This is a genomic window from Psychrobacter aquimaris, from assembly GCF_016107525.1.
GTDB classification, from domain to species: domain Bacteria; phylum Pseudomonadota; class Gammaproteobacteria; order Pseudomonadales; family Moraxellaceae; genus Psychrobacter; species Psychrobacter aquimaris.
Genome location: NZ_JABASR010000001.1, coordinates 169023 through 193212 on the forward strand (window position 1 = coordinate 169023; position 24190 = coordinate 193212).

A 24190-nucleotide genomic window follows, 5' to 3' on the forward strand; every position below is an offset into this window, starting at 1 on the left:
TTTGGTCCATGCAGAGTTTTTTAACGTACTTCAAGTGGTCAGTGCTATCAAACACAATATGAGTGGTGATTGATACTAAACATCCTTGCTTTGAAAGTGAAGCGTCTTGAAAGTGTAGCTTAGCTAATGCTTAAAAGCTATCTTCCTGTGTGTCTTGGTATTGATAAGGTATTGCCATTTTATGTTGAACATCGCGTAACGCGGTACGTAAGCCCTCTAATATCGTAGGATGATAAAAAGGCGTATCGAGCATGGCCTTAATACTTAAATCATTGGTAATCGCTGTTGCTAAAATATGCCCGATATATTCGGCATCGGGCCCGACCATACTTGCGCCTAAGATTCTATCGGTTTTCTTACAGCCATAAATATGTAGCAGTCCACAGTTGACACCCATCACGCGACTGCGCCCTTGATTGTCAAAGCTGACACTACCGATGACATACTCTAAGCTTGTATCCTGTTGAATGTCTGGTAGAGACATACCGACGTTAACGATTTGCGGTGAGCAAAACACAATCGAGAAGGGCGTGGCGGGCGGGCGAATATGAGCGGCATCTTCATTCTCGCAGACCATACTTCCAGCGCTATAGCCTTCATCACTGGCCACATGTAATAGTGGGAGATTGGCGTTGGCATCACCAACGATATAGATATCTAAATTACCAATCTGACCTGTTTTTTGATTCAAGTGCCTTGGGCGATCTTTGTCGTCAAGCTCAACGCCTAAATGTTCAACTCCCAGCGGTTTGATATTATTGCGACGACCAGTCGCAACCAGTACATACTCACCTTGCCATTGCTGCAACTCTCCAGCACTGTCTTCATAATCAATGAACGCGGCTGAATGGTCATTATCCGTGGCTGTTTGCACGCCGACATCACTGATTTTGCTACCCAAATGCATGGTCAATTCGCGGCTTAAGCAATCGATAGCTTTGTTATTGATATCATCGTCTTTGAGACCAGCAATGCGTTTGACACGATTGAACAAAGTCACTTCTACGCCTAAGCGTTTAAAGGCTTGCGCAAGCTCTAGTCCGATAGCACCTGTACCGATGACGGCCATTGTTTTTGGCAAGTTTGTGAGCTCAAAGACCGTATCAGAGGTGAGCATGGCGTCACCAAGCTTATCTGCCCAGCCATCTGGAATAAATGGTGAGCTGCCCGTGGCGATAATGATTTTGTCGGCATCAATTAGTTCATCATTGACTTCAATTAATCCTTGGTCATTGATATGAGCGCGTCCTGATATTTTTTTGTGATCAGGCCAACTATCTACTTGTGCTTTGATGTAGCTAGCAAAATGCGCACGCTCGTCCCGGACGCGCTGCATGACTTGCTTGCCATCTATCTGGACGGTGGCATGGACGCCAAATTCAGCAGAGTGATTGGCTTCATACGCGCGATCAGCGGCGGCAATCAACAGTTTGCTTGGCATACAGCCGACAGCGATACAGGTGGTCGTCCAGAATCCGTCATTAATAATAACGACATTATCATGGGTTTTACTGGCTTGACGAAAGGCATTTTGCCCAGCAGTACCTGCACCGATAATGGCGACAGATACTTTGCGAGTAACTTTGGACGCTGTGTCATCCGCTGCAGTGTCGTATTGTTTATTCATATGCTTCTCAAGTTATACGGCATTTAGTATTAAGGACTATTTTTAAGATAGTTTTTTTAAAATTGCTCTAAAAGACAATCATTCAAAAACGACTTTCAGCCTCTGATATCCAGTATTTATCGTAAGGATTAGCAGAATCAATTTTAAGATGCTTGTTATGATTCTTGGCTTTATTGGTTAAGGCGCTAAGGTTTCAAGCAAACGTTCAGTATAGCCTTTGGCACGTAGATTTCGCTGAGCATGGGTCAGCTCGCCATTTTTGTTAAAGACGAATGCTGAACGGACTAGCCCTAACGTTATTTTGCCGTACATATTCTTTTCTTTAATAACGTCAAAGTATTTGCATAACTTTTCATCAGTATCGCTGATAAGCGCAATGTTTAAATCATATTTGGTGATGAATTTCTCATGAGATTCAACACTATCACGTGAGACACCAATGATGTCATAGCCTAAGTCATCAAACTCATGGAGGTGCTCGGTAAATTCGGTAGCTTGAGTGGTACAGCCTGGCGTATTGTCTTTTGGATAAAAGTACAGAATGAGTCCTTTATCAGTATTGGCAATCATCTCTTTGAGATTGATTTCATCATGGATAAAGTTACCGGCAAGCTTTCGTACTATAGTGACTGAAAAGTCAGGTAAGGTTAGGTTTTCTGTGGTTGGTTTTGCCATTATAAAATCCTTATTGGTTTTTGTTTATATCAGTGCTTATGTCGATTGATAATCTATGCTGTGTTCTTATTATAAGCAGATTAGCAGCGATTCATAATCAGTTTTACACTTTGCGCATGCATTGACAACAAAAAAGACTGGCAATGGCCAGTCTTTTGTATATCAAACGAGATGTGTATTAAGCTGGTTTCTGTGGCTGTTTTAAATCTAAGCCAACGGTGCACTGTTGCAAATCTTTTTGCATCTTTTTGACGTAAGGCAGTCCAGACGGATCTTTTTTGTCTTGGGCATAGCTCTCAATCTCCCACATCTGACCGATGGTCATGTTGCTACGCACACCAATAGTACAATTGCATAGTTTGGTCGCAGTGTTTTTATCAGCGACTTTATATTTGACTGCGCCATTAACGCAGGTATTGATATTATTTTGCTTAATATCGGCAGCGTTTGCTTGTGGCATCACAAAAATGGCAGCTAGAGCTAGGGGTAATACTGGCAACAACTTCATAAATATCCTCTTACGGGTAGCATCAATTTTCTAGATTTTGTACTCAAATTAGAGCGGAAGTACTAATAGTTCGTTGATTAATGTGGTTACTTATATCTTGCGATAAACAGAATCGCTCATACCATAGCAAGTATGTGACTTAAAATACAACGGCGGCGTGCTGTGTTAATGCAAGCGAATGTTTCGCTAATGTTGATTGCTATCACGCTCTGATACAAATGCAATCCTATGATTTGTTAGGATTGATAATGAGTTGGGTCAGTGACGCCAGCTTGGGCAAATCCTTGACGGCGTAAGGCACAGCTGTCACATACACCGCAAGCAAGACCGTGTGCATCAGCTTGGTAGCAAGAAATCGTTTGCCCATAATCGACACCCAATGACAGTCCAAGCTCAATGGTTTTTGCTTTTGACAGCTGCTGTAAGGGCGTTTGAATAGATAAGTGATGACCGGTAACACCAGCTTTGGTGGCAAGATTGGCCATATGCTCAAAGGCGGCAATATACTCTGGTCGACAGTCAGGATAGCCCGAGTAATCGACTGAGCTGACGCCAATGATGATGTGATTGGCATCGGTCACTTCAGCAACGGCTAGTGCATAAGACAAAAATATCGTATTACGCGCAGGCACGTACGTGTTGGGAATAGCATCGTTATCGATCTCATCACGCTTTTTATTAGGGAATTTATCAGTATCGCCATCAGGAACAATCATACTGTGGTCCGTCAGTGAAGAGCCACCAAGCTGAGCGATGTCAATATCAATAATCCTGTGATTGACCTCGGCAGTCTCAGCGATGGCTTTTGCCGCGACCAGTTCACTATTGTGGCGTTGACCATAGTTAAAACTGACCGCAGTCACCGACGCATAACGTGCCTTAGCCCAATACAAACAAGTCACTGAATCAAGACCGCCTGACAGTAGCACAATGGCATTTTGGTTTTTATTCAAAGCACTTAAGTCAGTATCGGAGGCTTGGTTATTAGAGGTATTTTGCGAAGTAACGTTAGTCATAGTGGTATCTATTATTGGTTTGCGAAAAACGCCTATTTTAGCAAAAATACGCTCACTACAGAACCACGAAGCCATTATAAATACGATATGAAACCTTAATCAGCTCAAAAGAGAAATTTGTTTATAAAAGTTTTGAGTTGACATCAGTCTCTTATGTATAAAAAAGCTAAACTATAAAGAAGACTGCATATTTAATCTCATAATTTAATCTCACCTTTTCAATCTGTTAGCAAATTTTGTTATAATCCCTGCTTTTAGAGCCACTGTGCTATTACGTCCTTGCTAATGGCTTTATTATCCCATTTTTTAGCAAAAATCCCTTGTAAAGATATTGAGTAACTTATGACCGCAGCGACCTTGTTTACGCCACAAATTACGCCTGAAATCGATGATATGTCAGCTGATGCAGGTTTGGATAATCATGCTTGGCACACTGATGGTGATAGCATGGAATATGAGGATATTGCTGATAATCATACAAATGAAGATAGTATCGCCGCTGTACCATCAACGTCTACTGAATCAGCAGAGTTCCGTAAACTACAAAAAAAGCTGCGTAGACAAGTCTCTTGGGCGATTCGTGATTTTAATATGATCGAAGACGGCGATGTGGTCATGGTCTGTGTTTCAGGTGGTAAAGACAGCTATACTTTGCTGGATATTTTACTATTACTCAAGCGTATCGCCCCGATTAACTTTGATATCGTCGCGGTCAATCTCGATCAAAAGCAACCAGGTTACCCTGAGGATGTTTTGCCAGCGTATCTGAACGAGCAGGGCATTGCTCACTATATCTTAGAAAAAGACACTTATAGTATCGTTAAGAGCGTGGTGCCAGAAGGAAAAACTTATTGCTCGGCGTGTTCACGTCTGCGCCGCGGCTCGTTATACGGTTTTGCTAAGCAGATTGGGGCAACCAAAATTGCGCTGGGTCATCATCGCGATGATATGTTGGCGACCTTCTTTTTGAATCTATTTCATGGCGGTGCTCTCAAGTCGATGCCACCGAAATTGCTTAGCGATGATAAGCAAAACCTGCTTATTCGTCCATTGGCTTATGTCGAAGAAAAAGACATCATTGAATATGCCCGCTTAAAAGAATTTCCAATTATTCCGTGCAACTTATGTGGCAGCCAAACCAACCTACAAAGAGCAATTATCAACGACATGTTGCGGGAGTGGGATGATGCCCATCCACAGCGTTTGGCTTCTATTTTTAAAGCCATGCAAAACGTGGCACCGTCACAACTAGCAGACCGTGAGCTATTCGACTTTGAGCAGTTAAGTCTTGATCGTGATGATAATGAGCGTTTGTTTGAAGGAGATAACATCCAATCAGGACAGACCGAGAGCTTGGCTGAAATTGGCCTACCTGTATCGCCAAAAACCCAAACGTTCAATCCAAAGTTTGATAGTAAGCAGCTTTCGATAGCGTCCGATAACTCAGCAGAAAACAATCGTACGACTCAGAAGATTCCTACAATAAATCCTGTTATTTAACGATTCATTGGTGCAATATCGTTACGTGATATTTATAAAAAATAGCATAAACTGCTAGCATAAAAAAACCAGCTCATTATTGATAAATGGCTGGTTTTTTTTATGTCTTAATAAATCAATTGTTAGCCTTATCTATCAAAGCAATATTGATAAAATTAGCTTTCTGCAAAAACAGGTAACGGATTAAAGCTAACCTCTGAACGTGGTAGTTTCGCCACATCTTGCATACGCCAGTCATCTTTACCATCACTACTTACTTGTAGGTAATATTTTGCTTTTAAAGGATCTATATCTACCCGCGCACTGTACTTATTGCCCTCGACATGCTGTAGGATGACATCACGATCTTTTTTTATGTCGGTTGCATGCGAGATAGATAGTGCCAGTGTATCTGGATAAGTCAGTGGCGTGCCATTTAATAATTTACCTGACTGCAAGCTTTGTTCAGGATAATTTAAATAAAACACAATGTTGCCATTATCGGCAAACTGCATTTTACCATGCAAGTCTAAGTCATAAGTCAGTTTGTCACGTGACACATCATGATAAAGCGTCTTGCCATCCATATACCAGTCGTCACGTACCACGCTATCACGAATTTGATAAGAGTAATAAACGAAAAAGATACAAGCCACTACGACAAATGCAGGCATGCCAATGACAAAAATAACCACCATGTAATTCTTATACCATGGTTGACTATCCTGATGCTTAAAATTTGATGCTTGAGTAGACATAAAATACCTATTAATCAGATATCTGTTTATCAGATATCTATAAACTGTATCAATGGATAAACTGATAGCTAAACTGCTGTCAGTTTTATGATAAATCGTCCACCTGTTAGCCACTGACTCACAGGTGACATGACATATAGTATTATATACCAGCTAGGCTCTTAATAGCTTATCGAAGCCTACTGCCCTTGAGTAGTAAATACGTTTTGTTTACTGACCTTATACTGACCATCTTCACTAACCACATTTAGGGTCACCGGTGTTTGTTCAAAGTCGATAACATCAGGATCACCATAGATACTCACAGGCATATCAAAGCTCTCACCTGCTTCTAATGGTACATCGTTAAATCGCAGCGCTAAGCTCAAACCTTCTTTCGGGGCAAGGGTTATTTTATAGGTATGCGGCTCTTGCGTTTTATTGGTCAGTTTAACGATATAGCTGTTTTCAATCATGCCTTGATTGTTCACGGAAGACAACTGATTACGGTCACGACGAATATCAATCTCTAATGGTACGCGGTCTGTCAGCGCATAAACCACACCACCACATAAAATAGTAATAACCGCTAAATAGGCAAATAGGCGTGGACTGAGTACACGGGTATTTTCTTTTTCTGACAACTGGCGCTCTGTTGTATAGCGGATAAGCCCACGTGGATAGCCGACTTTATCCATAATTTCATTACAAGCGTCAATACAAGCAGCACATTGTATGCAACCAACTTGCAAGCCATCTCGAATATCAATCCCAGTCGGACAAACCTGTACGCACATGGTACATTCGATACAATCCCCTAAATTTTCAGGATGTGTGCCTTTTTTACGTGCCCCGCGAGGTTCACCACGTTCATAATCATAAGATACAACCAACGTATCTTTATCAAACATAACGCTCTGAAAACGACCATAAGGACAGATCTGTACGCACATCTGCTCACGCATGTAGCCCGCATTGGCATAAGTGGCAAAGGTAAAGATAAACATTGATACCCATACCCATGTTGGCCAATCAGGAATGGGAACAAAGCCAATTGTTTGCCAGCTCTGATATAAATAATCTGTTCCAGCGACATAACTGACAAAAGTTGCAGCGGTAATCACTGAAAATACTAACCAAATAAAATATATCAAAGAACGTTTAAAAGCTTTTTTGGCGCTCATCGGTTCTTTATCAAACTTAATACGCTTATTACGATCACCAATGACCCATTTTTCAACATACTGATAAAGGTGTGTCCAAATCGTTTGAGGGCAGGCATAGCCACACCAAACACGACCCGCATATACAGTCACCATAAACAATGTGAAAGCTGCAATGATGGCAAAGGCAGCAATAAAGTAAAAGTCTTGGGTCAGAAAAGTCATACCAAAAATATAGTAATGCTGAGAGGGGACATCAAACCATATTGCCTGCCTACCATTATAACGTAACCATGGTAACAGCAGAAAAGCGGCCAAAAGCGTATACATCGTGACAACACGAATGTTTTGGTAAAAACCTGTGACAAACCTAGGATGAACGCGATGCTTGGTCGCATCAAGGTCAATTTGCTGTACAGGGATTTTATTGGGTTGTGGTGCTGACATAAACGTGCCTCTTTTAAAAAAGAATCAGTTTGCTGGCATGATGAACAAACATCTTTAATCATCAGATGTATGAGTGTGCGATGTTATCAATGTCAGTAAGTAGCGGATAAAATTTTGAGCAGAAAAATATTTTAACCCATCTACCAAATGATTGATTGCAAGTAGTTTAATGAGAATTGGTAACTATCTTCTAAATTGACCACCAATAAGCAGTTTTTAGGCATCGTCATTTTAGCATTCTCCCTATTGTAAATGGGGTAATAATCTTAAAAACCAATCAGTATATCGAGCATTATGCTTATATACTGATTGTGCTATACGCAGTATTTAAGGGTATTTTCTTTACCACTCAAATTTTGACAATGCGGTAGCAGTCAATAAACCCTTATCAAAGAATCTATAAAAAAAAGGAGAACTGCAATAACAGTCCTCCCTTTATCAAATCTTATCCATTAATAATATGACAACCAGCTTGAAATATTAGTTAGCCGTCGCTTCTACAGTGCTTTCTACTTGAGTAGCAGTTGGTGTTTTAGCAGCAGGTTGTGAGGTCTTATCTGATAGTGAGTAAACATAAGCCGCAAGCAGCATAATACGCTCATTACCCAGTTTGGTTTCCCACTCAGGCATCACACCAGCACGACCATAACGTAAGGTTTCACGAATGGTTTCGCGATCGCCGCCATACAACCAGATATCATCTGTTAAGTTTGGCGCGCCAGTAGAAGTCATACCTTTAGCATCTGTACCATGGCAAAGAACACAGTTAGTCGGCTCATTGAAGATAGCTTCACCTTGAGCGACTTTGGCCTTATCAAGCTCGTAACCAGGTTGGTTGCCAGATATAGACAATACATATTCAGCTGCTGCGCGTACACCATCTTCACCGATCTGATCACGCCATGCTGCCATACCACCAACTCGACCCTTATGTAGCGTAGTCAAGATATTTTCAGGTGCTCCGCCATATAACCAATCATTATCAGTTAGGTTTGGATAGCCTACCGCACCTTTGGCGTTAGAGCCATGACAGACCGCACAGTTCTGCAAGAACAAACGACTACCAACTTTTAAAGCATTCGGGTTTTCTGAAAGCTTCTCTACATAAGGTGATAGTTCTGCAATTTTCTCATCAATTTGAGCTTGCAGATCTGCTGGCGGTGTTTCACTACGGCGCATGGTTGCTTGTAACTCAGCAAGCGTCGCTAAAGTCTGTGTCGCACCGCTAGCATCCGCTTTGGCTAAGATGTTTTTCTCAAAGTTATCCGTAAATACTTTGTTATTGCTTTCAAGCTCACTGAATAGCTCGTTTTTAGAAGTCCATGGCACAGTTTCACCATCGACTTCTACTGTTGCGAGACCATCCCAGTATGCCGGAAACATTGCTGGGAAAAATACCCAATATGCAACACCCCAAACGATAGAGCCAAAAAATATCACCAACCACCATTTAGGGAGTGGTTTGTCGTATTCTCGGATACCATCATATTCGTGACCTGTTGTACCGTCTTCTTCTAGTTCTGGCTTGTATTTTAATACAAACAGCAGAACGCCAAGAATAAAAGCCCAACAACCAAAACTGATTAGTGTGACCCAAGAACTCCAAAAAAATGTCATCGTTTATCCTTATTGCGCTGCTCTTCAGACAGAGATTCTATATCCTCGTCATCAAGCGCAAGTTGTGCATCTTCTTCGAAGCGTTTTTTGTTTTTTGGCGAATACGCCCACCATGCAACACCTACGAAGGCAACAAAGGCAGAAACGGTCGCAATTGTTTGTAATTCACCAATACCCATTAGCGCTGTCCTTCCATTGCGGTACCTAACTGCTGTAGATAGGCGACTAGAGCGTCAAGCTCAGTGGCGCCAAGCACGGCATCTGGAGCACCTTCGATATCTTCTTCAGTATAAGGGACACCAAAGCGATCGCGGAATAGACGCATTTTAGCTTGAATGTTTTCACCATCCACTTCGTTAGTAGCTAGCCATGGGAAACCAGGCATTACTGATTCAGGCACTAGCGAACGTGGATTGATCAAATGTTGCTTCTGCCAATCTTCAGAATAACGTCCACCAACACGTGCCAGATCAGGTCCAGTACGTTTAGACCCCCATAAGAATGGATGATCCCACGTTGACTCAGCGGCGCGTGAGTATGGTCCATAACGTTCAACTTCAGCACGTAGTGGACGAATCATCTGAGTATGACAAACGTGACAACCTTCACGAATATAGATGTCACGACCTTCAAATTCTAGTGCAGTCCATGGCTCCATAGAGGGCAGGGGAGCATTCACCCCACCTTCTTCAGGACCCTTGTTGTCATATATCAATGGTACGATTTCAACTAGCGTTGCAAAGCTAATAGCAATGACGATACCGATAACCAACAAGCCTGTATTTTTTTCAATAATTTCATGCGGTGTACCAGACATGATCGCTCCTTATACGTTAGCTGCCGAAGGTTTATCAACACTAGGTTCATGATCAGTAGGATCTGCGATATCGACAGGCTTACCTTCTGGCATCTTAAGTGTTTTATAAACGTTATATGCCATCACAAACATACCCGATACATATAATAGGCCACCAAAAGCACGACCAATATATGGGAAATGTGAAAACTCAACTGTATCGACGAAGCTATATACCAACGTACCATCTGGATTGGTAGCAAGCCACATCATGCCTTGGCCAATACCTGAAATCCACATTGATACGATATAGAAAATAGTACCCGCTGTAGCCAACCAAAAATGAGTGGTGATTAAGCTGATAGAATACATTTTTGGTTTGTTATAAATACGTGGTAACAGTACATATAGCGAACCAATGGTAATCATACCTACCCAACCAAGCGCACCTGAGTGTACGTGACCGACTGTCCAATCCGTGTTATGCGATAACGCATTCACGGTCTTAATCGACATCATTGGACCTTCGAACGTCGACATCGCGTAGAACGACAATGCCACAATCATAAAGCGAATGATTGGATCAGTACGTAACTTATCCCAACTACCTGATAGGGTTAGCACACCGTTAATCATACCACCCCAAGATGGTGCAAATAGGATGATTGAGAATACCATTGCAAGAGACTGCGTCCAATCTGGAAGTGCTGAATAATGCAAATGGTGACCACCAGCCCACATATATGACGCAATGAGTGCCCAAAAGTGAACGATAGACAAACGGTAAGAATAAATAGGACGACCAATCTGTACCGGAACGAAGTAATACATCATCCCTAGGAAAGCGGCCGTTAGATAAAAACCTACCGCGTTATGCCCGTACCACCACTGCACCATCGCATCGGTCGCACCGCCAAATAACGAGTAAGACTTAAATGCGCTAACAGGAACCGCCATGCTGTTTACGATATGTAGTAATGCAATCGTAATAATAAAGGCTGCAAAGAACCAGTTAGCCACATAAATATGTGAGGTTTTACGTTTGATGAGTGTGCCGAAGAAAACAATGGCATAAGAGATCCATACCAAGGCAATCAAAATATCGATTGGCCACTCAAGCTCAGCGTATTCCTTGGTCGACGTTAAACCTAAAGGTAGGGTAATAACCGCTGATACGATAACGGCTTGCCAACCCCAAAAGGTAAACCAAGCTAAATAAGGAGCAAATAACCTTGTCTTACAGGTGCGCTGAACAATATAGTAAGACGTTGCGAACAGGGCAGAGCCACCGAACGCAAAAATGACCGCATTGGTATGTAGCGGTCTTAAACGACTAAATGTCAGCCATGGAATGTCAAAGTTAAGTGATGGCCATGCTAACTGTGAAGCAATGAACACACCAATACTCATGCCGACGATGCCCCATACCACGGCCATTATCGTAAAGAATCTTACGACAGTAATTTCGTACTCACGGTCAACTGGGGCGACTGCTGTGTTTTGTAAACTCATTGGATGATTCCTTTACAGCCCGAATTATCAACAGAATTAACTAACTCTCCGCGCTATCTACATCATCAAAGTAATAACCAGATAAAAATAGAATCGCGGTACATGCTGTTTTTTGGCTCGCTTATCACCATAATATTATTAACTATCAATCTAAGCTTGCGCTTTATATCAGCTGGTATTGAGAAATAAAGGCGTTTTAAACGCACGGCACTCATAGCTGATCGATAGTAGGATTGTTAATAAATCATTAAGGTGGATAAGAAGATGCGCCGTTTTTGAGCATCAAACATCTAATGAGGTGAAGTATTTATCTTAATTACTATCAAAAACCTATACTAATGAAGATAGATACCAATATCCATAGGGCCATAAACATGCACTGACCATAGACGTATGCTAGCGGCGGCTGACAAAAAAACATGTTTGCGTAATGTTTAGTTAAAACTCCCGACTCTGTTTAAGGGTATTGTAACGCAATCCTAATCAAATATCATCAGAACTATGCGGCAAAATACAAACTCTTTGGTAAAATTCTTAGCAAGCAACTTATTATTGCTATGCAATTTGTCTATTTTATACCCAATTTTATCACTATTCTAGAGATACATTTTGGTGATAGATGGACAGTAATTACTGTGCTTAGATATCATTACCAGCAGCATTTTTGTAACAATGGCCACATAAGCGCTCTAAATAAGTTTTACTTATCATCAAGTCGACCCTTATAATGAGGCTAAATATAAGTGACGATAGCGTTTTTGTACTGCTATTATGAGCAATAATTTTATCACTTGATATCCAGTCAGGCGAGTGAGCCAAACAACGGTAGCCTGAAATAACACTAATTAAGGACAATAACATGGCAGTTTTTTTGACAGATGAATGGTTTGAGCAAGTTGAGCAAATGGGTAATGACGCAGGCGAGCTGAATTTGCCGCCAGCATTGGCGAATATGATCGTCAATCTAAAAGTATCTGATACTGAGCAAGACATCGAAGCAAACTTTGCAAACGGTTTATTGCATCGCGGCTTGAACGATGCAGCGACAACCACCTTGTTGCTTGACCGCAGTATTTTGCAATCAATCATCACTGATTTCGATACCAATGAAATTATGGGTGCTTTTATGGGTGGTAAAATTCGCGTTGAAGGCGATATGTCACAACTGATGGCAGTACAAACGGCACGTCCAAGTGCTGAACAAAAAGAGCTATATACTCGTATCAAGTCAATGACGACTATGGCTTAATTTTATATTCGCAGGGGTTTATCCCGACGATTGTAATAAGACAAAAAGCCCCTAATACTTATTAGGGGCTTTTTATTTGATAAGACATTCAATCATCATCCTTAAAAGTAGCGGATGATTCGTAAAGTAGTTAACTGGCCTTCGATTGCTGCGCTGCACTTTGCTGGTTTTCTTTATAGATGGCGGCTTGTAGCCAGACGTTCGCTTGTACGTAGTCATGCACTTTAATAGAGGCCGTCTCTGGTGTGTTGAGTGCGCCGATACGGATTACGAAGGGATCTGCATCTTGTTCGCGTAGTACCACGACATCAAACAGAATAATAGATTTATCATTAAATACGGTTTCTTGCTTGCCGAGCACCTGACCTTGGCACCATGCTTCATCTTCTTGCCCCAAAGTATCACCAAACAGATACGCACACATATGACCCAAGTTAATTTCTACTGGCGCCATTTGCTCTTTGGTCTCAGGTTTCCATTCTTTGATTTGCTCTTGCAGATCATCAGGTACTTTTCCATCATTGGCGGCAACGATGTCGTTAAATGCACGGTGGTAGCGGATCGCTTCTTGATCTTCGACCATGATGACTTCGTTCTGCTCACTTAGCTTAATCTCATGTGCCCAAGCGCTAAAGTTCACAAAATAAGACGTGTCTCGCTGATATAAATGGCGATTGGTGGTATAGAGCTGGTCAAAGGCATAAATAATACTGCCATCAGCGGTACGTAAGCGTAATACGGCATCGTGTGAATTGTCATTGGCAATGATGCGCTCAATCTTACAATTCAGCCCATACGGGCTATCGACACAAGGATAAGCATTAATGAAGCATTCAGGCTTGCCATTTTTCATGGCTAATACTTGATTGATATGACAAGGCTGGTCTTCAGAAAGCAATAGGCAGCTATCTTGAGCGCTGACATTGTTGTTAAGACCTTTAGGCATGGCTGCCTTTTCGATCATTTTTTGTAACCATTCTGGCACGTCATGACTCATGTCATCGGTCAGAATACTCCAATGATCGGCGTGACCTGCAGATTGTTCATCAGTTAGGGTGATCTTGGTGGGAGATTGGATGTTTTTATATTGATAATTAATGGTCATGAAGATACTCAAAATTAGTCAGCGTGAGGTTTGGACCTGAAACTGCTATTGCTGACTATCATAAAACCCTATCAAAAAGGATAGGCAGACGATAGTCAACAATGTCGTCATCAGCAAAGGGTCAACAAACAACAATGAATGGTGAATGACAATTGTCTTTAGCATACAATATATAGGTATTGACGCAAGTAATAGCAAGCCCCTCATAAAAAATAGTAACAAAAGCCAGTTTTTTATTAAAAAATACGCCCAGTTTTTGCTAATGACTGGCACATATCAGCCAAATTGTGTCAAACTACCTCCCTTTTGACGGCTGTCTTTGGTTCGTCTGAAACCCTGTTTTTGTGTTCGATTTATATGTGAGTATGGCAAGTGCAGGTGTGAGATGCATTTGATGTTGCTCGTTTTATAGTATATATAAAGTCGCACGTAGATAAGATAAAGAGTTTGAATATGTTTCGTCCTTTAGCGTTGTTTATCGGCTTACGATACACCCGAGCAGAGCGTAGTAATGGTTTTATCTCCTTTATCTCGCTTATCTCGATGATTGGTTTGACTCTTGGGGTTGCCGTATTGATCACGGTGCTATCAGTCATGAATGGTTTTGATCGGGAACTAAAAACCCGTATTTTGGGTATGGTTCCGCAAGCAACGGTCGTTTCCACTGAGATTATCAGTGATTGGAAGCAATTGGCTGATAAAATTAAAGAAGATCCTGAGGTGGCAGCCGTAGCGCCCTTTATCCAACTGCAAGGGATGTTGACGTCAAACGGTCAGGTTGCAGGGATTATGGTCACCGGTGTTGACCCTGAATATGAAAAAAATGTCTCTATCATTAATGAACATATGGTCCAAGGCAGTATTGATACCTTACAAAGTGGTGAGTTCAATATTGTGCTAGGTGAAGAGATGGTACAGTCTCTAGGTCTGCAACTGGGTGATAAAGTAACGTTAGTGCTGCCAGAGGCGTCGCCTTCACCAGCTGGCGTGATACCACGATTTAAGCGTTTTACCTTAACAGGTATTTTTACCATCAGTCCAGAAGTGGATAGCCTTATGGCGTTTATCCCGATGGGTGATGCAGCAAAACTGTTGCGTCTGCCAGATGGCGCGCAGGGTGTACGTATGAAGCTCAATGACATCTTTACCGCACCGATGGCAGCAGAAAAGGCCGCTGCTATTGCCCCTCAGCAATTGTATCCTAATGATTGGACACAAACGCATGGCAACCTGTTTGGTGCGATTCAGATGGAAAAAGCGATGGTAGGATTGTTGCTGTTCCTGATTATTTTAGTGGCTGCCTTTAATATCGTCTCCAGCCTAGTGATGCTTGTTACCGACAAAAAAGCAGATATTGCCATTTTAAAAACTTTTGGCGCATCACCTCGTTTGATCACCCAAGTGTTTATGGTGCAAGGCGTGGTCATCGGTGTGATTGGTACGATTGCTGGCACGATATTGGGCGTAATATTTGCACTCACGGTCAGTGATATTTTAGGCTTTATTAACCAAGTCTTTAATCTAAATCTGTTTGATGCTTATTTTGTTAATTATTTGCCATCAGAGTTGCGTTTACTAGATGTGGTATTGATTACAGGTGCGTCATTTATACTGAGCTTTTTGGCAACCATTTATCCAGCACGCCGAGCAGCTAAAATTCAGCCTGCCCAAACACTACGTTATGAGTAATCTAAACGCACAAATATCGAAATAAATAAAATAAAGGAAGCGCTATGTCTGCCATTTTAAAGGCGACCAATATCAATAAGATATATGATGAAGGGGCGGTTAGTACGCAAGTATTGACGGGTCTTGATTTGACTGTCCAAGCTGGTGAGCGCATCGCTATTGTCGGAACCAGTGGGTCAGGAAAAAGCACCTTACTACATTTGCTCGGCGGTCTAGACACGCCAACTAGCGGTGAAGTCTGGTTGCATGGTCAGTTATTGAATAGCATGAATGAAACTGAACGCGGCGCAATGCGCAATAAGCATTTGGGTTTTATTTATCAGTTTCACCATTTATTAGCAGAGTTCACTGCAGTCGAGAACGTTGCGATGCCTTTGTTGATGCGTCCAGAAGTGTCAACGACAGACGCTCGTAAGCAAGCGATTGAGATTCTAGAAAACGTCGGTCTTGAGCACCGGTTGATGCATAGACCAGGTGAGCTGTCAGGTGGTGAGCGTCAGCGTGTGGCAATTGCTCGTGCACTGGTTACAAAGCCATCGCTCATTTTGGCGGATGAGCCGACTGGTAATTTGGACTATGACAATGCGCAAAGCGTGTTTGGATTATTATCAGAGCTGCAAAACACTATGAAAACAGCACTATTAATGGTGACACATGATCGTAATTTAGCGGCACTGGCGGATCGTCAGTTATTGCTACGTAATGGTCATTGGGAACAATATTAAACCATCTTCTTAAATGCTGCGTTTTTTGATGCTTGGTTTGTAATAGCGTAAATGGTTATTGTTGTTAAGCAGTCACGCGTGGCCTTAATTAAATTGATGGACATCTACGTGGGATAAACGTCGTCGAACCGCTGATTAATATCCACTATTATCTGCGCCATTTTCCTTGTTTGACGGCAAATTATCTCACTTTTATCACCATTGTTAAAATGAGGACACGCCCTAGAGCGACAAGCTTAGATTTTAATAGAAATTGGACTAAAAATAGGGCTACAAAATGTAGCCGATTTATTGAAGAAGGACTACTGTTATGGATAAAGATGACGATCTAATCGCTGCTTTTGGCAGTGCTGAAGAAGGTAACGAACCTTTAAAACCCTATATGGATGCGACGTTATTCGAGACAATTGATAAGCAGGCGCAAATAGATTTGTTAACGCCCGTTTTTGATGCCATTACTTTGGCTGGCGTTGATTACGATCTAAAAGCTCAAGACAGTGCAACGGGCAAACGTTATACGTTACTTAAAGATGAAAAAGTGGTTGATGTTTTCGTGATGGATACTAGCCTTACAGATAACATTCTTGCGGCCATAGAAAAGAATAAAGAAGCAGAGTAACTGGTGTAAATAAAGAAAATGTCTTTTATTTATAGGTCGTCGTCAGCCGAAGGGATGTAGTGAGTTAGATCATTGGCATTAGCGAGTAATTATCGGTAAAGAGTGGTTCGCTACGTTACGGTGATCATAACTTGATAATGGCAATACATCTTAGGTTTTAGGCGATTTATCAGAAGGTTCTTGCTGACGTTTTTGCCAGCTCACGACGGTTTTGTAGCGCCAAACGGCCTTAAATGCTAGTCCACAAATGATGCTGGTTACAACCGCTAATATCGTTAACCCTATACAAAACGCAGCAATCGATACCGTGCCGCGATAAGTAATAAATGGATTTGCGCCATCTGACAGTGCCCATAAGCTAAAATCAGCAATCATTCGACCAATAAGTCGCAGACTAATCATCGGTACATCTATAATTTTGGCACCGATATAATAGCCTGCATAGAAGATAGGCAAGCTTGTGAGTGGATTGGTAATCCAAGTCAAACCGAGCGCCATAGGCACATTAGCACGAAAAATTAATGATCCGATCAAAGCCAGTAACATCTGCCCCGGCAATGGGAAAAATGCACTAAGCACCCCAATATAGACCGCTTTATTTAAGCTATGACGATTAAAGTGCCATAATCGTGGATCAGCCAAATGCGGTGCAAATAATTTTAAGGTGCGACTTTCTAGGATTTTCTCTGGCGTAGGAAGCAGGTCTTTCAGACGTTTTTGGGGCACAGGATCGCCTTTTGTAATCGTTAGCTACAGTCCGCTCAATCGCATTGATGGTCTGCTATAAAGTAATATTATTCATAAAACATACAGGTGAGGATATATAGGATAATGATGTCAGACTACCGTTATCGCAATATGTCAATCAGTATAGGGTAATAGTGATATAAATGCTATTGCATGACGTGTCAGTTGTTGTTGCTGGTTTGAATATAAATCTGTGTTTTAGTGTTCCGGTACATTGTCATAATGTTAAGTGGCTATTTATAATCATTAGATGGCTTTAGTTAGCCAAAAAGTAATATTCACCTCATTAAGCAAGGAGCGCTGGTGTACTGGTTGATTGGTAGCTTGATTATTATCACTATGATGGGTGTCTTGGCGGTCGCGGATAGTATGGCGATACCAATTAGTCCATTGTTAGTGGATATATTAAATACTCCTATCTTATCCTTATCGCTCATTATTTTTGTCACTATCCTGATAGTTATTGCCCAGTTTAATGTACCTTCCGCGCAAACCAGTCATCTATCGAAAGATGCTGCTAGTCTCTCTTCACATAATCCTTCACACAACTCTAAACCCTTCTTTCGTATCTTAAATCATATTTTAGTCGCTGTATTGGCGGTTGGATTAATCATTGGCAGTGCTCTGCAAGCGCTGATTAGTCATCAGCAAGCAGAATTGACAGCAATCACTGAGCCAATGCGTGTACAAGCATTAGTAACCATCGAAGGGATAAGTGATAGTGTCTATGATGTTGCCACGGACAGTAGTTATCGACAAGTTGCCCTTATTAGTGATATATCACCCTTGGTATCGGCGTTGGCGGTTGAAGATTTAGATGGTATGACCAGTAACTTTCTAAAATACGATAAAAATAGCCTAAGCAATAATAAGTTATATAAAAATAACTCAAATAAGAATAATAGCAAAGATATCACGTACCGTGTATTGCTCAACGCTTATCCAAAAAAGTCATCAAAACAATCATCCAAGAAAAATTTGGACAATAATCCGTTTGACCGCTTGAATTATTTACAACCTGGCGATCAGCTGTTTATGAGTTTAGCGCTTGCACCACTGGCGACCTCTGAGCAAGCGTTGAGCAATCCATCTGGTTTTGACAGTTATCGTTGGCTGCGAGGTCGTCATATTGATGGAGTCGCTAATATATTGACCGTTGGCACATCGACTGTCACCGATGCTGCATCAACAAAGCCAGCGCCTGCATCTTCTTTAAACCTTCAGCGTTTTCAGACTTATATTAATCAAGGGCGTTGGCAATTACGCCAGCATTTTTATCAGGATTGGTCCACACAGAGCACAGCAGCGCAACAGGCAAAAGCGGTCACTTTAAGTTTGCTTACAGGTGACCGCAGTTTAATCAATCGAGAGACCAAAGATCTATATCAGCTGGCTGGTATTTCACATCTGCTTGCTATCTCCGGAACACATGTATTGTTTTTAGCGATTATGCTGGCGGGTGCAGTAGTGTTGCTTTTTGATCGACTATGGCCAAGTGTTTATCGTTATGTACCGCGTTGGCAAGTGCGCTGGTGGGTGATGATTGCTGCTGCTTTTATTTATGCGCTATTTACTGGTTTTGATGTACCTGCTGCTCGTACGGCATGGATGTTATTAGCGATAGGTTTGGTACGTTTAACATTATTGCCTATTAGTACGATGCGGGTGCTGTTTGCATTGGCAGTGTTGATGGCATGGCTTGATCCCTATGTACTATGGCAGGCAGGGTACTGGCTATCTTTTATTGCAGTGGCATTATTACTCAAATATGATGATGCGTCATATACGCAATCAGCTGTCGTATCAAAAACGGTATCTGCTCACAGAGCCAGTGTAGTAGCTACTTTGTTCAAGCGTGTTTGGATAATCGGTAAACGTGTATTCAAATTACAATTTTGGCTATTTATTACTTTACTGCCTATTACATTGCTATTATTTGCCAAGGCATCACTATGGGGTCTTGTCATCAATCTATTTGCGATTGGTTTATTTGGTTGGGTGATTGTGCCGCTTAATTTATTGGCAGGGCTTTGCTATCTTTTATCACCTGCGCTTGCTGATAGTATTTGGCTGCTCGTTAGCGCCATTGTCGCGAAATTGCATGAACTGATAACATGGCTAACCTCGTTACCAGCATTGTCAGAAGCATGGCTTTATACACCCGTTAATGTCGCTATATTACTGATGGTGCTATTAAGTATGTTGCCTTGGCTTTTACCACGAGGGTCTATCAGTCGTTGGCTGGCACTGCCGCCGCTAACCCTATTAATGATGGCGGTATATGCCAATCAGCAATCACTAACGACGATACCGACCTTGTATATCTTGCCAACAGGTGACCCATATATAAGCGCTACTTTGTTGCAGTATCCTATTGCCAATGATGAGCAGCCATCCACAACAGATAAGTATGAGAAAAACATCAGCTGGCTATTTTTAGCTGACCATAGACCTAGTGCCGCCCGAACGATGCCAAGTAATCTAGTGGCAAATCAGCTTTCGATGACATTAGCGCAGCAGCTGGGTAGCTTGTCAGTTGATACGCTAGAGGGTATTGTTGTACAGAGTAGTAGTGTTGGATTGACAGATACGCTTACTACTGATAAGAAGCGTTTGGCCTCTCATGCTAGTGCTTCTGAGCTATTACCTTTGACGGTTTTTCAGCTTAATCAGCGTTTACCTATTAGCCAGTATTGGCAAGCAGGACGCTCTGATCGTTGGTCTGCATTTCAGCAAGCGTATAAAGACACTAGCCAATCCAAGGACATGGCGAATATCAGTGTGCAACGCTGTGAACAAGGCAAAACGTGGCAGTTGGGCAATAGTGATTTGTCCATACAAGCATTGACAGGGTGGGGCAAAATAGACAGTCCGAGTGTTTGGGATTGTACAGTAGCTATAGATGCCAGCTTGCCCATAAGGGTATTAAAATATAATGCGGCTGATCCACTTAAATCATCACCTGCCACTGCGCAAACACTCACATCAAGTATCCAGCCATCGACTTATCAAGCCAATATGCCTCAGGCACGCCTGATATTAAATGCAGATACTCATCAGCGTATTTGGCAAATGTGGACATTATTATGTTCAGCTGAATCACATAAGCAACCACTCACTTTTAGTAATGTGACATGGCTTGGACATAGCACGTCACAGATAACTACCGATGTGATAGAGCGGCAAACAATAAATAAAATGATCGGCTATGATGACAAAATGGTAGAAGCGACGTTGTCTCTAAATGTGGCAGTAGATGCTGCCGATATGACGCCTTAAAAATATTGCTTACCTGATCAGTGTTACAATATAGTGATATTTCACAGTTATACTATTGAACCCTGACTGAAATACGACCATACTTAGCAGCCTATTAATATAGATGATTGGGATCGTATTTGGAGTGAGAATCAGCTCCTTATTACTGACTTTATTTCTATTTTATCTTTTTATCGCTTTAGACTGTTTCTGACTTAGGAAGTTATATGCCCAACTGGCCACCAGACCCTAACAAACGTCCTGATAATTCGGCAAATCAGCCAGCACCGATGCCGCCGCCAAGCCAGCCGAGTGGACAAGAATGGCGATTGCTTGAAAACACTTTACTGGCTAGTGTGGTTGAGCAGCGCCGCGCCCGTCGCTGGAGTATCTTTTTTAAACTATTGACCTTTGGTTATATTTTACTGATATTTCTAACGCTTGGCCGTAGTTGCAGCAGCAGCGCGCCAACGGGTTTAGATGGTGTCGACACGAGCAAGCCGCATTTAGCAGTGGTTGAGCTACAAGGTGTTATTAGTAGTGGTGATGTGGCCAATGCTTATGATGTCAATGACGCATTGACCCGCGCTTTTGCAAACAGTAATTCAAAAGCGGTGGCATTGGATATCAACTCACCTGGCGGCTCACCAGTTCAGTCTGATGAGATTTGGCAGACTATGATGGATTTGCGTCAAGAATATCCAGACAAAAAACTCTATGCGGTGATTGGTGATATGGGTGCTTCTGGCGCTTATTATGTCGCTTCCGCGGCGGATGAGATTTATGTGAATCCCTCGAGTTTGGTTGGCTCTATCGGCGTGATTATGCCAAGCTATAATATCGAAGGCTTAATGGATAAGGTCGGCGTAAAAGATCGTACAATCACTGCTGGTGAATACAAGGACATCTTGAGCTTGTCGCGTCCGTTAACGCCTTATGAAGAAAAACATGTTGAAAAAGTATTGGACAATACCCACAAGCATTTCATTAATGCAGTGAAAGAAGGTCGCGGTGATCGCCTCAAAAATCCTGAACAAAATAAGCTGTTCTCTGGATTATTCTGGACAGGCGAGCAGTCTATTGAACTTGGATTAGCCGATAAGAAAGGCAGCATCGCTAGCCTAGAAAAGCAATTAGAGCTGGATAATGTTATCAATTATAGCCCAACAGATCCGTTCCAGTTATTCATGGACCGCTTTGCTGTTAAATTGGGTGCGGGCATTGGCTCTAGCGTTAGTCTTGAAGGTTTTTTACCCCAAGAAGAGGGTAATGCAAAGATGCGTTAAGCGTTTAATCTTTTAGACATACTGTGTATGATTGTTGAGGCTGAGCATAGGATTATGCTCAGCCTTAATTGTATATAAGATTCAATAATTATAAAAAATACCCTAAATACCTTAGATAGCGACTTAAATCGAAGAGAGCTTGTTATGAGTGATGAAATTAATCTGCCAACCTTTACTGCTTTACCTGTCTCTAAAGTAACAAATAAGCCTGTGCTGCATTTTGCTCATGCTAATGGTATGCCAAGTGCGGTTTATCAGCCATTCTTTGAGAATTTAGCAGAATTTTTTACCATTGAATATATTGCTATGCTGGGTGCGACGCCTGATTATCCAGTCGATGACCATTGGCGCAGCCTTACACAGCAGATTATTGATAGTGTCAAAAATGCATGTGAAAAGCATGGCGTGACGCAAGTAGTGGCAGTGGGTCATTCGCTGGGTGCGATGTGTACCTTGCAGGCATTGTATCGTGCGCCGCAGTACTTTGCCCAAGCGGTACTCATGGATCCGCCTTGGATTTATGGCAAAGTGAGCTTGCTATGGCATTTGGCAAAGACAGCGGATAGATTGCCGATGATGAATAACCGCCTGATGGATAAATTGTCACCAGCTGGCGTGTCTAAGCATCGCCGTGATGTCTGGGATAGCCGCGTAGATGCGTATGATAAGATGCGGCATAAAGGCTTTTTCAAAAACTTTGATGAGCGTAGCTTTCAAGGCTATATCGAGCATGGGCTACACGAACGTGCGGATGGCAAGGTGACATTGGCGATTCCTAAAGCCAGTGAAGTCGCTGTTTTTCGAACCAATCCATCTTGGTATTGGCTGGCACCAAATCATGGCCCAAAGCCACCTGTTACTTTGATTATCGGACAAGATAGTATCTTTCTAAAACGCCGATTCCCACAACAAATAAAGTCGCGTTTGGGTATTCCTTATGAGACACATGCCGGTGGTCATATGTTCCCACTTGAGCATCCAGAGTCGGTCTCGCAGCAAGTATTATCATTGATTGAGCGACAGTTGCCAAAATAATCGCTGATTATCATTTACGCTCATGATTGCTTATATTAATGATAGATGCGAGCTGATGAAATATCCGTTTGAGTAATGACTTTATGCTAAAAAATGTTAGTGTTTCGCACAATCTTACTACGCCGTCTAAGCGCACCCCGCTATTTTCGCGACTGGGTGTGTTTCTACTGACTGTTGGCATGCTGATGGCATTTTTTATCAGTCAGCTGCTAGGCGTGTATATCGCTGGCAAGCTGGTATTACCGGCTGCTAAAAATTCAACCATGGCTGATATTTTCTTTTTCGGCAGCAACGATGGCACCGTGGTCAGCCTCTCTATTATGATAGGCTGCGTGCTACTGGTTGCTATTAGTCTTTTGGTTATTCGTATAAAAGGCGGCGATAGTCGTCAGTATTTAGCACTAAAGCCGTTTTCATTTGCTGTGGGTATGGGAATGCTTGGGCTGCTATTGATATTTATGATTGGCAGTCAGGCATTGACTTATTTGCTTGATAAATCGCCACTGCTTTTCGTCGACCCTTTATATCAGTCTGTCAGCTCAGTATGGCTGTTGATATTTGCAATGGTGATTGTTGCGCCAATCTATGAAGAGCTGATATTTCGTGGTCTGTTATGGTCGGCGATCGCAGAGCAATTTACCTCGCCAACTTATCCAAAGCACCGAGGGGCAATCGTAGCAAGTGTCGTGACCAGTTTGATATTTGCGGTGATTCATGTGCAATATGGTATTTATGAAATCAGTACCATCGTGGTATTAGCATTGATATTTTGCTACGCGCGTATCAAGTCTGGCTCGCTGTTACTGCCGATATTGTTGCACATCGTGAATAATGGGGCGGCGATGTGGCAATATCTTGCGCAAACCGCCTAAATGAATAATGGCTATTTCGGCGTTATTA

General features: G+C 42.1%; 21 protein-coding genes. 9 read left to right on the forward strand and 12 right to left on the reverse strand.

The features are described 5' to 3' along the window. Positions 1 to 130: 130 nt before the first annotated feature. From JFC10_RS00770 to queC, 4 genes are all read right to left on the reverse strand, one after another. On the reverse strand, positions 131 to 1627 hold the full coding sequence (locus JFC10_RS00770) for a dihydrolipoyl dehydrogenase (RefSeq protein WP_198331227.1): 1497 nt from the start codon (positions 1625 to 1627) through the stop codon (positions 131 to 133). A 177-nt stretch (positions 1628 to 1804) separates the two neighbouring features. Beyond that, on the reverse strand, positions 1805 to 2302 hold the full coding sequence (locus JFC10_RS00775; RefSeq protein ID WP_198331228.1) for a peroxiredoxin: 498 nt from the start codon (positions 2300 to 2302) through the stop codon (positions 1805 to 1807). A gap of 178 nt (positions 2303 to 2480) precedes the next feature. Further along, positions 2481 to 2810: a hypothetical protein gene (locus tag JFC10_RS00780; RefSeq protein ID WP_193012676.1), complete on the reverse strand. Its 330-nt coding sequence runs from the start codon at positions 2808 to 2810 to the stop codon at positions 2481 to 2483. Between the two features lie 236 nt (positions 2811 to 3046). After that, positions 3047 to 3763 carry a 7-cyano-7-deazaguanine synthase QueC gene (gene queC, locus JFC10_RS00785; RefSeq protein WP_198331442.1) on the reverse strand — a complete coding sequence of 239 codons (717 nt, stop codon included), beginning with the start codon at positions 3761 to 3763 and terminating at the stop codon, positions 3047 to 3049. A 405-nt stretch (positions 3764 to 4168) separates the two neighbouring features. Here queC and ttcA point away from each other — a divergent pair, with 405 nt between their 5' ends. Beyond that, complete coding sequence (gene ttcA, locus JFC10_RS00790) at positions 4169 to 5326, forward strand: tRNA 2-thiocytidine(32) synthetase TtcA (RefSeq protein ID WP_198331229.1); 1158 nt, start codon at positions 4169 to 4171, stop codon at positions 5324 to 5326. A gap of 155 nt (positions 5327 to 5481) precedes the next feature. On the opposite strand, the gene JFC10_RS00795 is transcribed toward ttcA, so the two are convergent. The 6 genes from JFC10_RS00795 to ccoN all read right to left on the reverse strand — a co-directional run bounded on the left by JFC10_RS00795 (position 5482) and on the right by ccoN (position 11577). Then, the gene (locus JFC10_RS00795; protein WP_198331230.1) at positions 5482 to 6063 is read right to left on the reverse strand and encodes a FixH family protein; all 582 of its coding nucleotides are present in this window, start codon (positions 6061 to 6063) and stop codon (positions 5482 to 5484) included. 179 nt (positions 6064 to 6242) lie between these two features. Beyond that, complete coding sequence (ccoG, locus tag JFC10_RS00800; RefSeq protein WP_198331231.1) at positions 6243 to 7652, reverse strand: cytochrome c oxidase accessory protein CcoG; 1410 nt, start codon at positions 7650 to 7652, stop codon at positions 6243 to 6245. Between the two features lie 480 nt (positions 7653 to 8132). After that, on the reverse strand, positions 8133 to 9269 hold the full coding sequence (gene ccoP / locus JFC10_RS00805) for a cytochrome-c oxidase, cbb3-type subunit III (RefSeq protein ID WP_193012681.1): 1137 nt from the start codon (positions 9267 to 9269) through the stop codon (positions 8133 to 8135). Further along, on the reverse strand, positions 9266 to 9448 hold the full coding sequence (locus JFC10_RS00810; protein WP_183618778.1) for a cbb3-type cytochrome oxidase subunit 3: 183 nt from the start codon (positions 9446 to 9448) through the stop codon (positions 9266 to 9268). Before JFC10_RS00810 ends, ccoP begins: the two co-directional genes overlap by 4 nt. Next, positions 9448 to 10086: a cytochrome-c oxidase, cbb3-type subunit II gene (gene ccoO / locus JFC10_RS00815; RefSeq protein ID WP_193012682.1), complete on the reverse strand. Its 639-nt coding sequence runs from the start codon at positions 10084 to 10086 to the stop codon at positions 9448 to 9450. The genes JFC10_RS00810 and ccoO overlap by 1 nt, the downstream gene beginning before the upstream one ends. A gap of 9 nt (positions 10087 to 10095) precedes the next feature. Continuing rightward, positions 10096 to 11577 carry a cytochrome-c oxidase, cbb3-type subunit I gene (gene ccoN, locus JFC10_RS00820; RefSeq protein ID WP_193012683.1) on the reverse strand — a complete coding sequence of 494 codons (1482 nt, stop codon included), beginning with the start codon at positions 11575 to 11577 and terminating at the stop codon, positions 10096 to 10098. An 859-nt stretch (positions 11578 to 12436) separates the two neighbouring features. Here ccoN and JFC10_RS00825 point away from each other — a divergent pair. Next, positions 12437 to 12826 (forward strand): SCP-2 sterol transfer family protein, encoded by a 390-nt coding sequence (locus tag JFC10_RS00825; RefSeq protein ID WP_193012684.1) that lies wholly within the window; start codon positions 12437 to 12439, stop codon positions 12824 to 12826. 130 nt (positions 12827 to 12956) lie between these two features. Here the strand turns inward: JFC10_RS00825 and JFC10_RS00830 are convergent, their stop codons facing one another. Then, entirely contained in the window at positions 12957 to 13931 is a 975-nt protein-coding gene (locus JFC10_RS00830; RefSeq protein WP_193012685.1) for a hypothetical protein, read from the reverse strand. A 453-nt stretch (positions 13932 to 14384) separates the two neighbouring features. On the opposite strand from JFC10_RS00830, the gene JFC10_RS00835 reads away from it, so the two are divergent. The 3 genes from JFC10_RS00835 (at position 14385) to JFC10_RS00845 (ending at position 16964) form a co-directional block, all read left to right on the forward strand. After that, positions 14385 to 15620 (forward strand): lipoprotein-releasing ABC transporter permease subunit, encoded by a 1236-nt coding sequence (locus tag JFC10_RS00835; protein WP_198331232.1) that lies wholly within the window; start codon positions 14385 to 14387, stop codon positions 15618 to 15620. A gap of 44 nt (positions 15621 to 15664) precedes the next feature. Continuing rightward, complete coding sequence (lolD, locus tag JFC10_RS00840) at positions 15665 to 16345, forward strand: lipoprotein-releasing ABC transporter ATP-binding protein LolD (protein WP_193012687.1); 681 nt, start codon at positions 15665 to 15667, stop codon at positions 16343 to 16345. 310 nt (positions 16346 to 16655) lie between these two features. Next, on the forward strand, positions 16656 to 16964 hold the full coding sequence (locus JFC10_RS00845; RefSeq protein WP_198331233.1) for a hypothetical protein: 309 nt from the start codon (positions 16656 to 16658) through the stop codon (positions 16962 to 16964). A gap of 150 nt (positions 16965 to 17114) precedes the next feature. Here JFC10_RS00845 and JFC10_RS00850 read toward each other — a convergent pair whose 3' ends face one another. Further along, positions 17115 to 17690, reverse strand: a complete 576-nt coding sequence (locus JFC10_RS00850; protein ID WP_227685892.1) for a DUF2062 domain-containing protein — start codon at positions 17688 to 17690, stop codon at positions 17115 to 17117. Between the two features lie 324 nt (positions 17691 to 18014). Between JFC10_RS00850 and JFC10_RS00855 the strand changes: the two genes are divergently transcribed. The 4 genes from JFC10_RS00855 to JFC10_RS00870 all read left to right on the forward strand — a co-directional run bounded on the left by JFC10_RS00855 (position 18015) and on the right by JFC10_RS00870 (position 24162). Then, entirely contained in the window at positions 18015 to 20990 is a 2976-nt protein-coding gene (locus tag JFC10_RS00855) for a ComEC/Rec2 family competence protein (protein ID WP_198331234.1), read from the forward strand. Between the two features lie 206 nt (positions 20991 to 21196). After that, positions 21197 to 22255: a signal peptide peptidase SppA gene (sppA, locus tag JFC10_RS00860; RefSeq protein WP_198331235.1), complete on the forward strand. Its 1059-nt coding sequence runs from the start codon at positions 21197 to 21199 to the stop codon at positions 22253 to 22255. 144 nt (positions 22256 to 22399) lie between these two features. Continuing rightward, positions 22400 to 23290 carry an alpha/beta hydrolase gene (locus tag JFC10_RS00865; protein WP_198331236.1) on the forward strand — a complete coding sequence of 297 codons (891 nt, stop codon included), beginning with the start codon at positions 22400 to 22402 and terminating at the stop codon, positions 23288 to 23290. 83 nt (positions 23291 to 23373) lie between these two features. Further along, the gene (locus JFC10_RS00870) at positions 23374 to 24162 is read left to right on the forward strand and encodes a CPBP family intramembrane glutamic endopeptidase (RefSeq protein WP_227685890.1); all 789 of its coding nucleotides are present in this window, start codon (positions 23374 to 23376) and stop codon (positions 24160 to 24162) included. Positions 24163 to 24190 lie beyond the last annotated feature (28 nt).

Bases quoted from the DNA above. Each gene is read 5' to 3' on its own strand.
- ccoP (WP_193012681.1), bottom strand. From the start codon at position 9,269: ATGACATTTTTTTGGAGTTCTTGGGTCACACTAATCAGTTTTGGTTGT.
- JFC10_RS00870 (WP_227685890.1), top strand. From the start codon at position 23,374: ATGCTAAAAAATGTTAGTGTTTCGCACAATCTTACTACGCCGTCTAAG.
- ccoN (WP_193012683.1), bottom strand. From the start codon at position 11,577: ATGAGTTTACAAAACACAGCAGTCGCCCCAGTTGACCGTGAGTACGAA.
- JFC10_RS00775 (WP_198331228.1), bottom strand. From the start codon at position 2,302: ATGGCAAAACCAACCACAGAAAACCTAACCTTACCTGACTTTTCAGTC.
- JFC10_RS00835 (WP_198331232.1), top strand. From the start codon at position 14,385: ATGTTTCGTCCTTTAGCGTTGTTTATCGGCTTACGATACACCCGAGCA.
- ccoO (WP_193012682.1), bottom strand. From the start codon at position 10,086: ATGTCTGGTACACCGCATGAAATTATTGAAAAAAATACAGGCTTGTTG.
- JFC10_RS00795 (WP_198331230.1), bottom strand. From the start codon at position 6,063: ATGTCTACTCAAGCATCAAATTTTAAGCATCAGGATAGTCAACCATGG.
- JFC10_RS00810 (WP_183618778.1), bottom strand. From the start codon at position 9,448: ATGGGTATTGGTGAATTACAAACAATTGCGACCGTTTCTGCCTTTGTT.
- JFC10_RS00845 (WP_198331233.1), top strand. From the start codon at position 16,656: ATGGATAAAGATGACGATCTAATCGCTGCTTTTGGCAGTGCTGAAGAA.
- ccoG (WP_198331231.1), bottom strand. From the start codon at position 7,652: ATGTCAGCACCACAACCCAATAAAATCCCTGTACAGCAAATTGACCTT.
- JFC10_RS00780 (WP_193012676.1), bottom strand. From the start codon at position 2,810: ATGAAGTTGTTGCCAGTATTACCCCTAGCTCTAGCTGCCATTTTTGTG.
- JFC10_RS00830 (WP_193012685.1), bottom strand. From the start codon at position 13,931: ATGACCATTAATTATCAATATAAAAACATCCAATCTCCCACCAAGATC.
- JFC10_RS00825 (WP_193012684.1), top strand. From the start codon at position 12,437: ATGGCAGTTTTTTTGACAGATGAATGGTTTGAGCAAGTTGAGCAAATG.
- JFC10_RS00865 (WP_198331236.1), top strand. From the start codon at position 22,400: ATGAGTGATGAAATTAATCTGCCAACCTTTACTGCTTTACCTGTCTCT.
- sppA (WP_198331235.1), top strand. From the start codon at position 21,197: ATGCCCAACTGGCCACCAGACCCTAACAAACGTCCTGATAATTCGGCA.
- ttcA (WP_198331229.1), top strand. From the start codon at position 4,169: ATGACCGCAGCGACCTTGTTTACGCCACAAATTACGCCTGAAATCGAT.
- lolD (WP_193012687.1), top strand. From the start codon at position 15,665: ATGTCTGCCATTTTAAAGGCGACCAATATCAATAAGATATATGATGAA.
- JFC10_RS00770 (WP_198331227.1), bottom strand. From the start codon at position 1,627: ATGAATAAACAATACGACACTGCAGCGGATGACACAGCGTCCAAAGTT.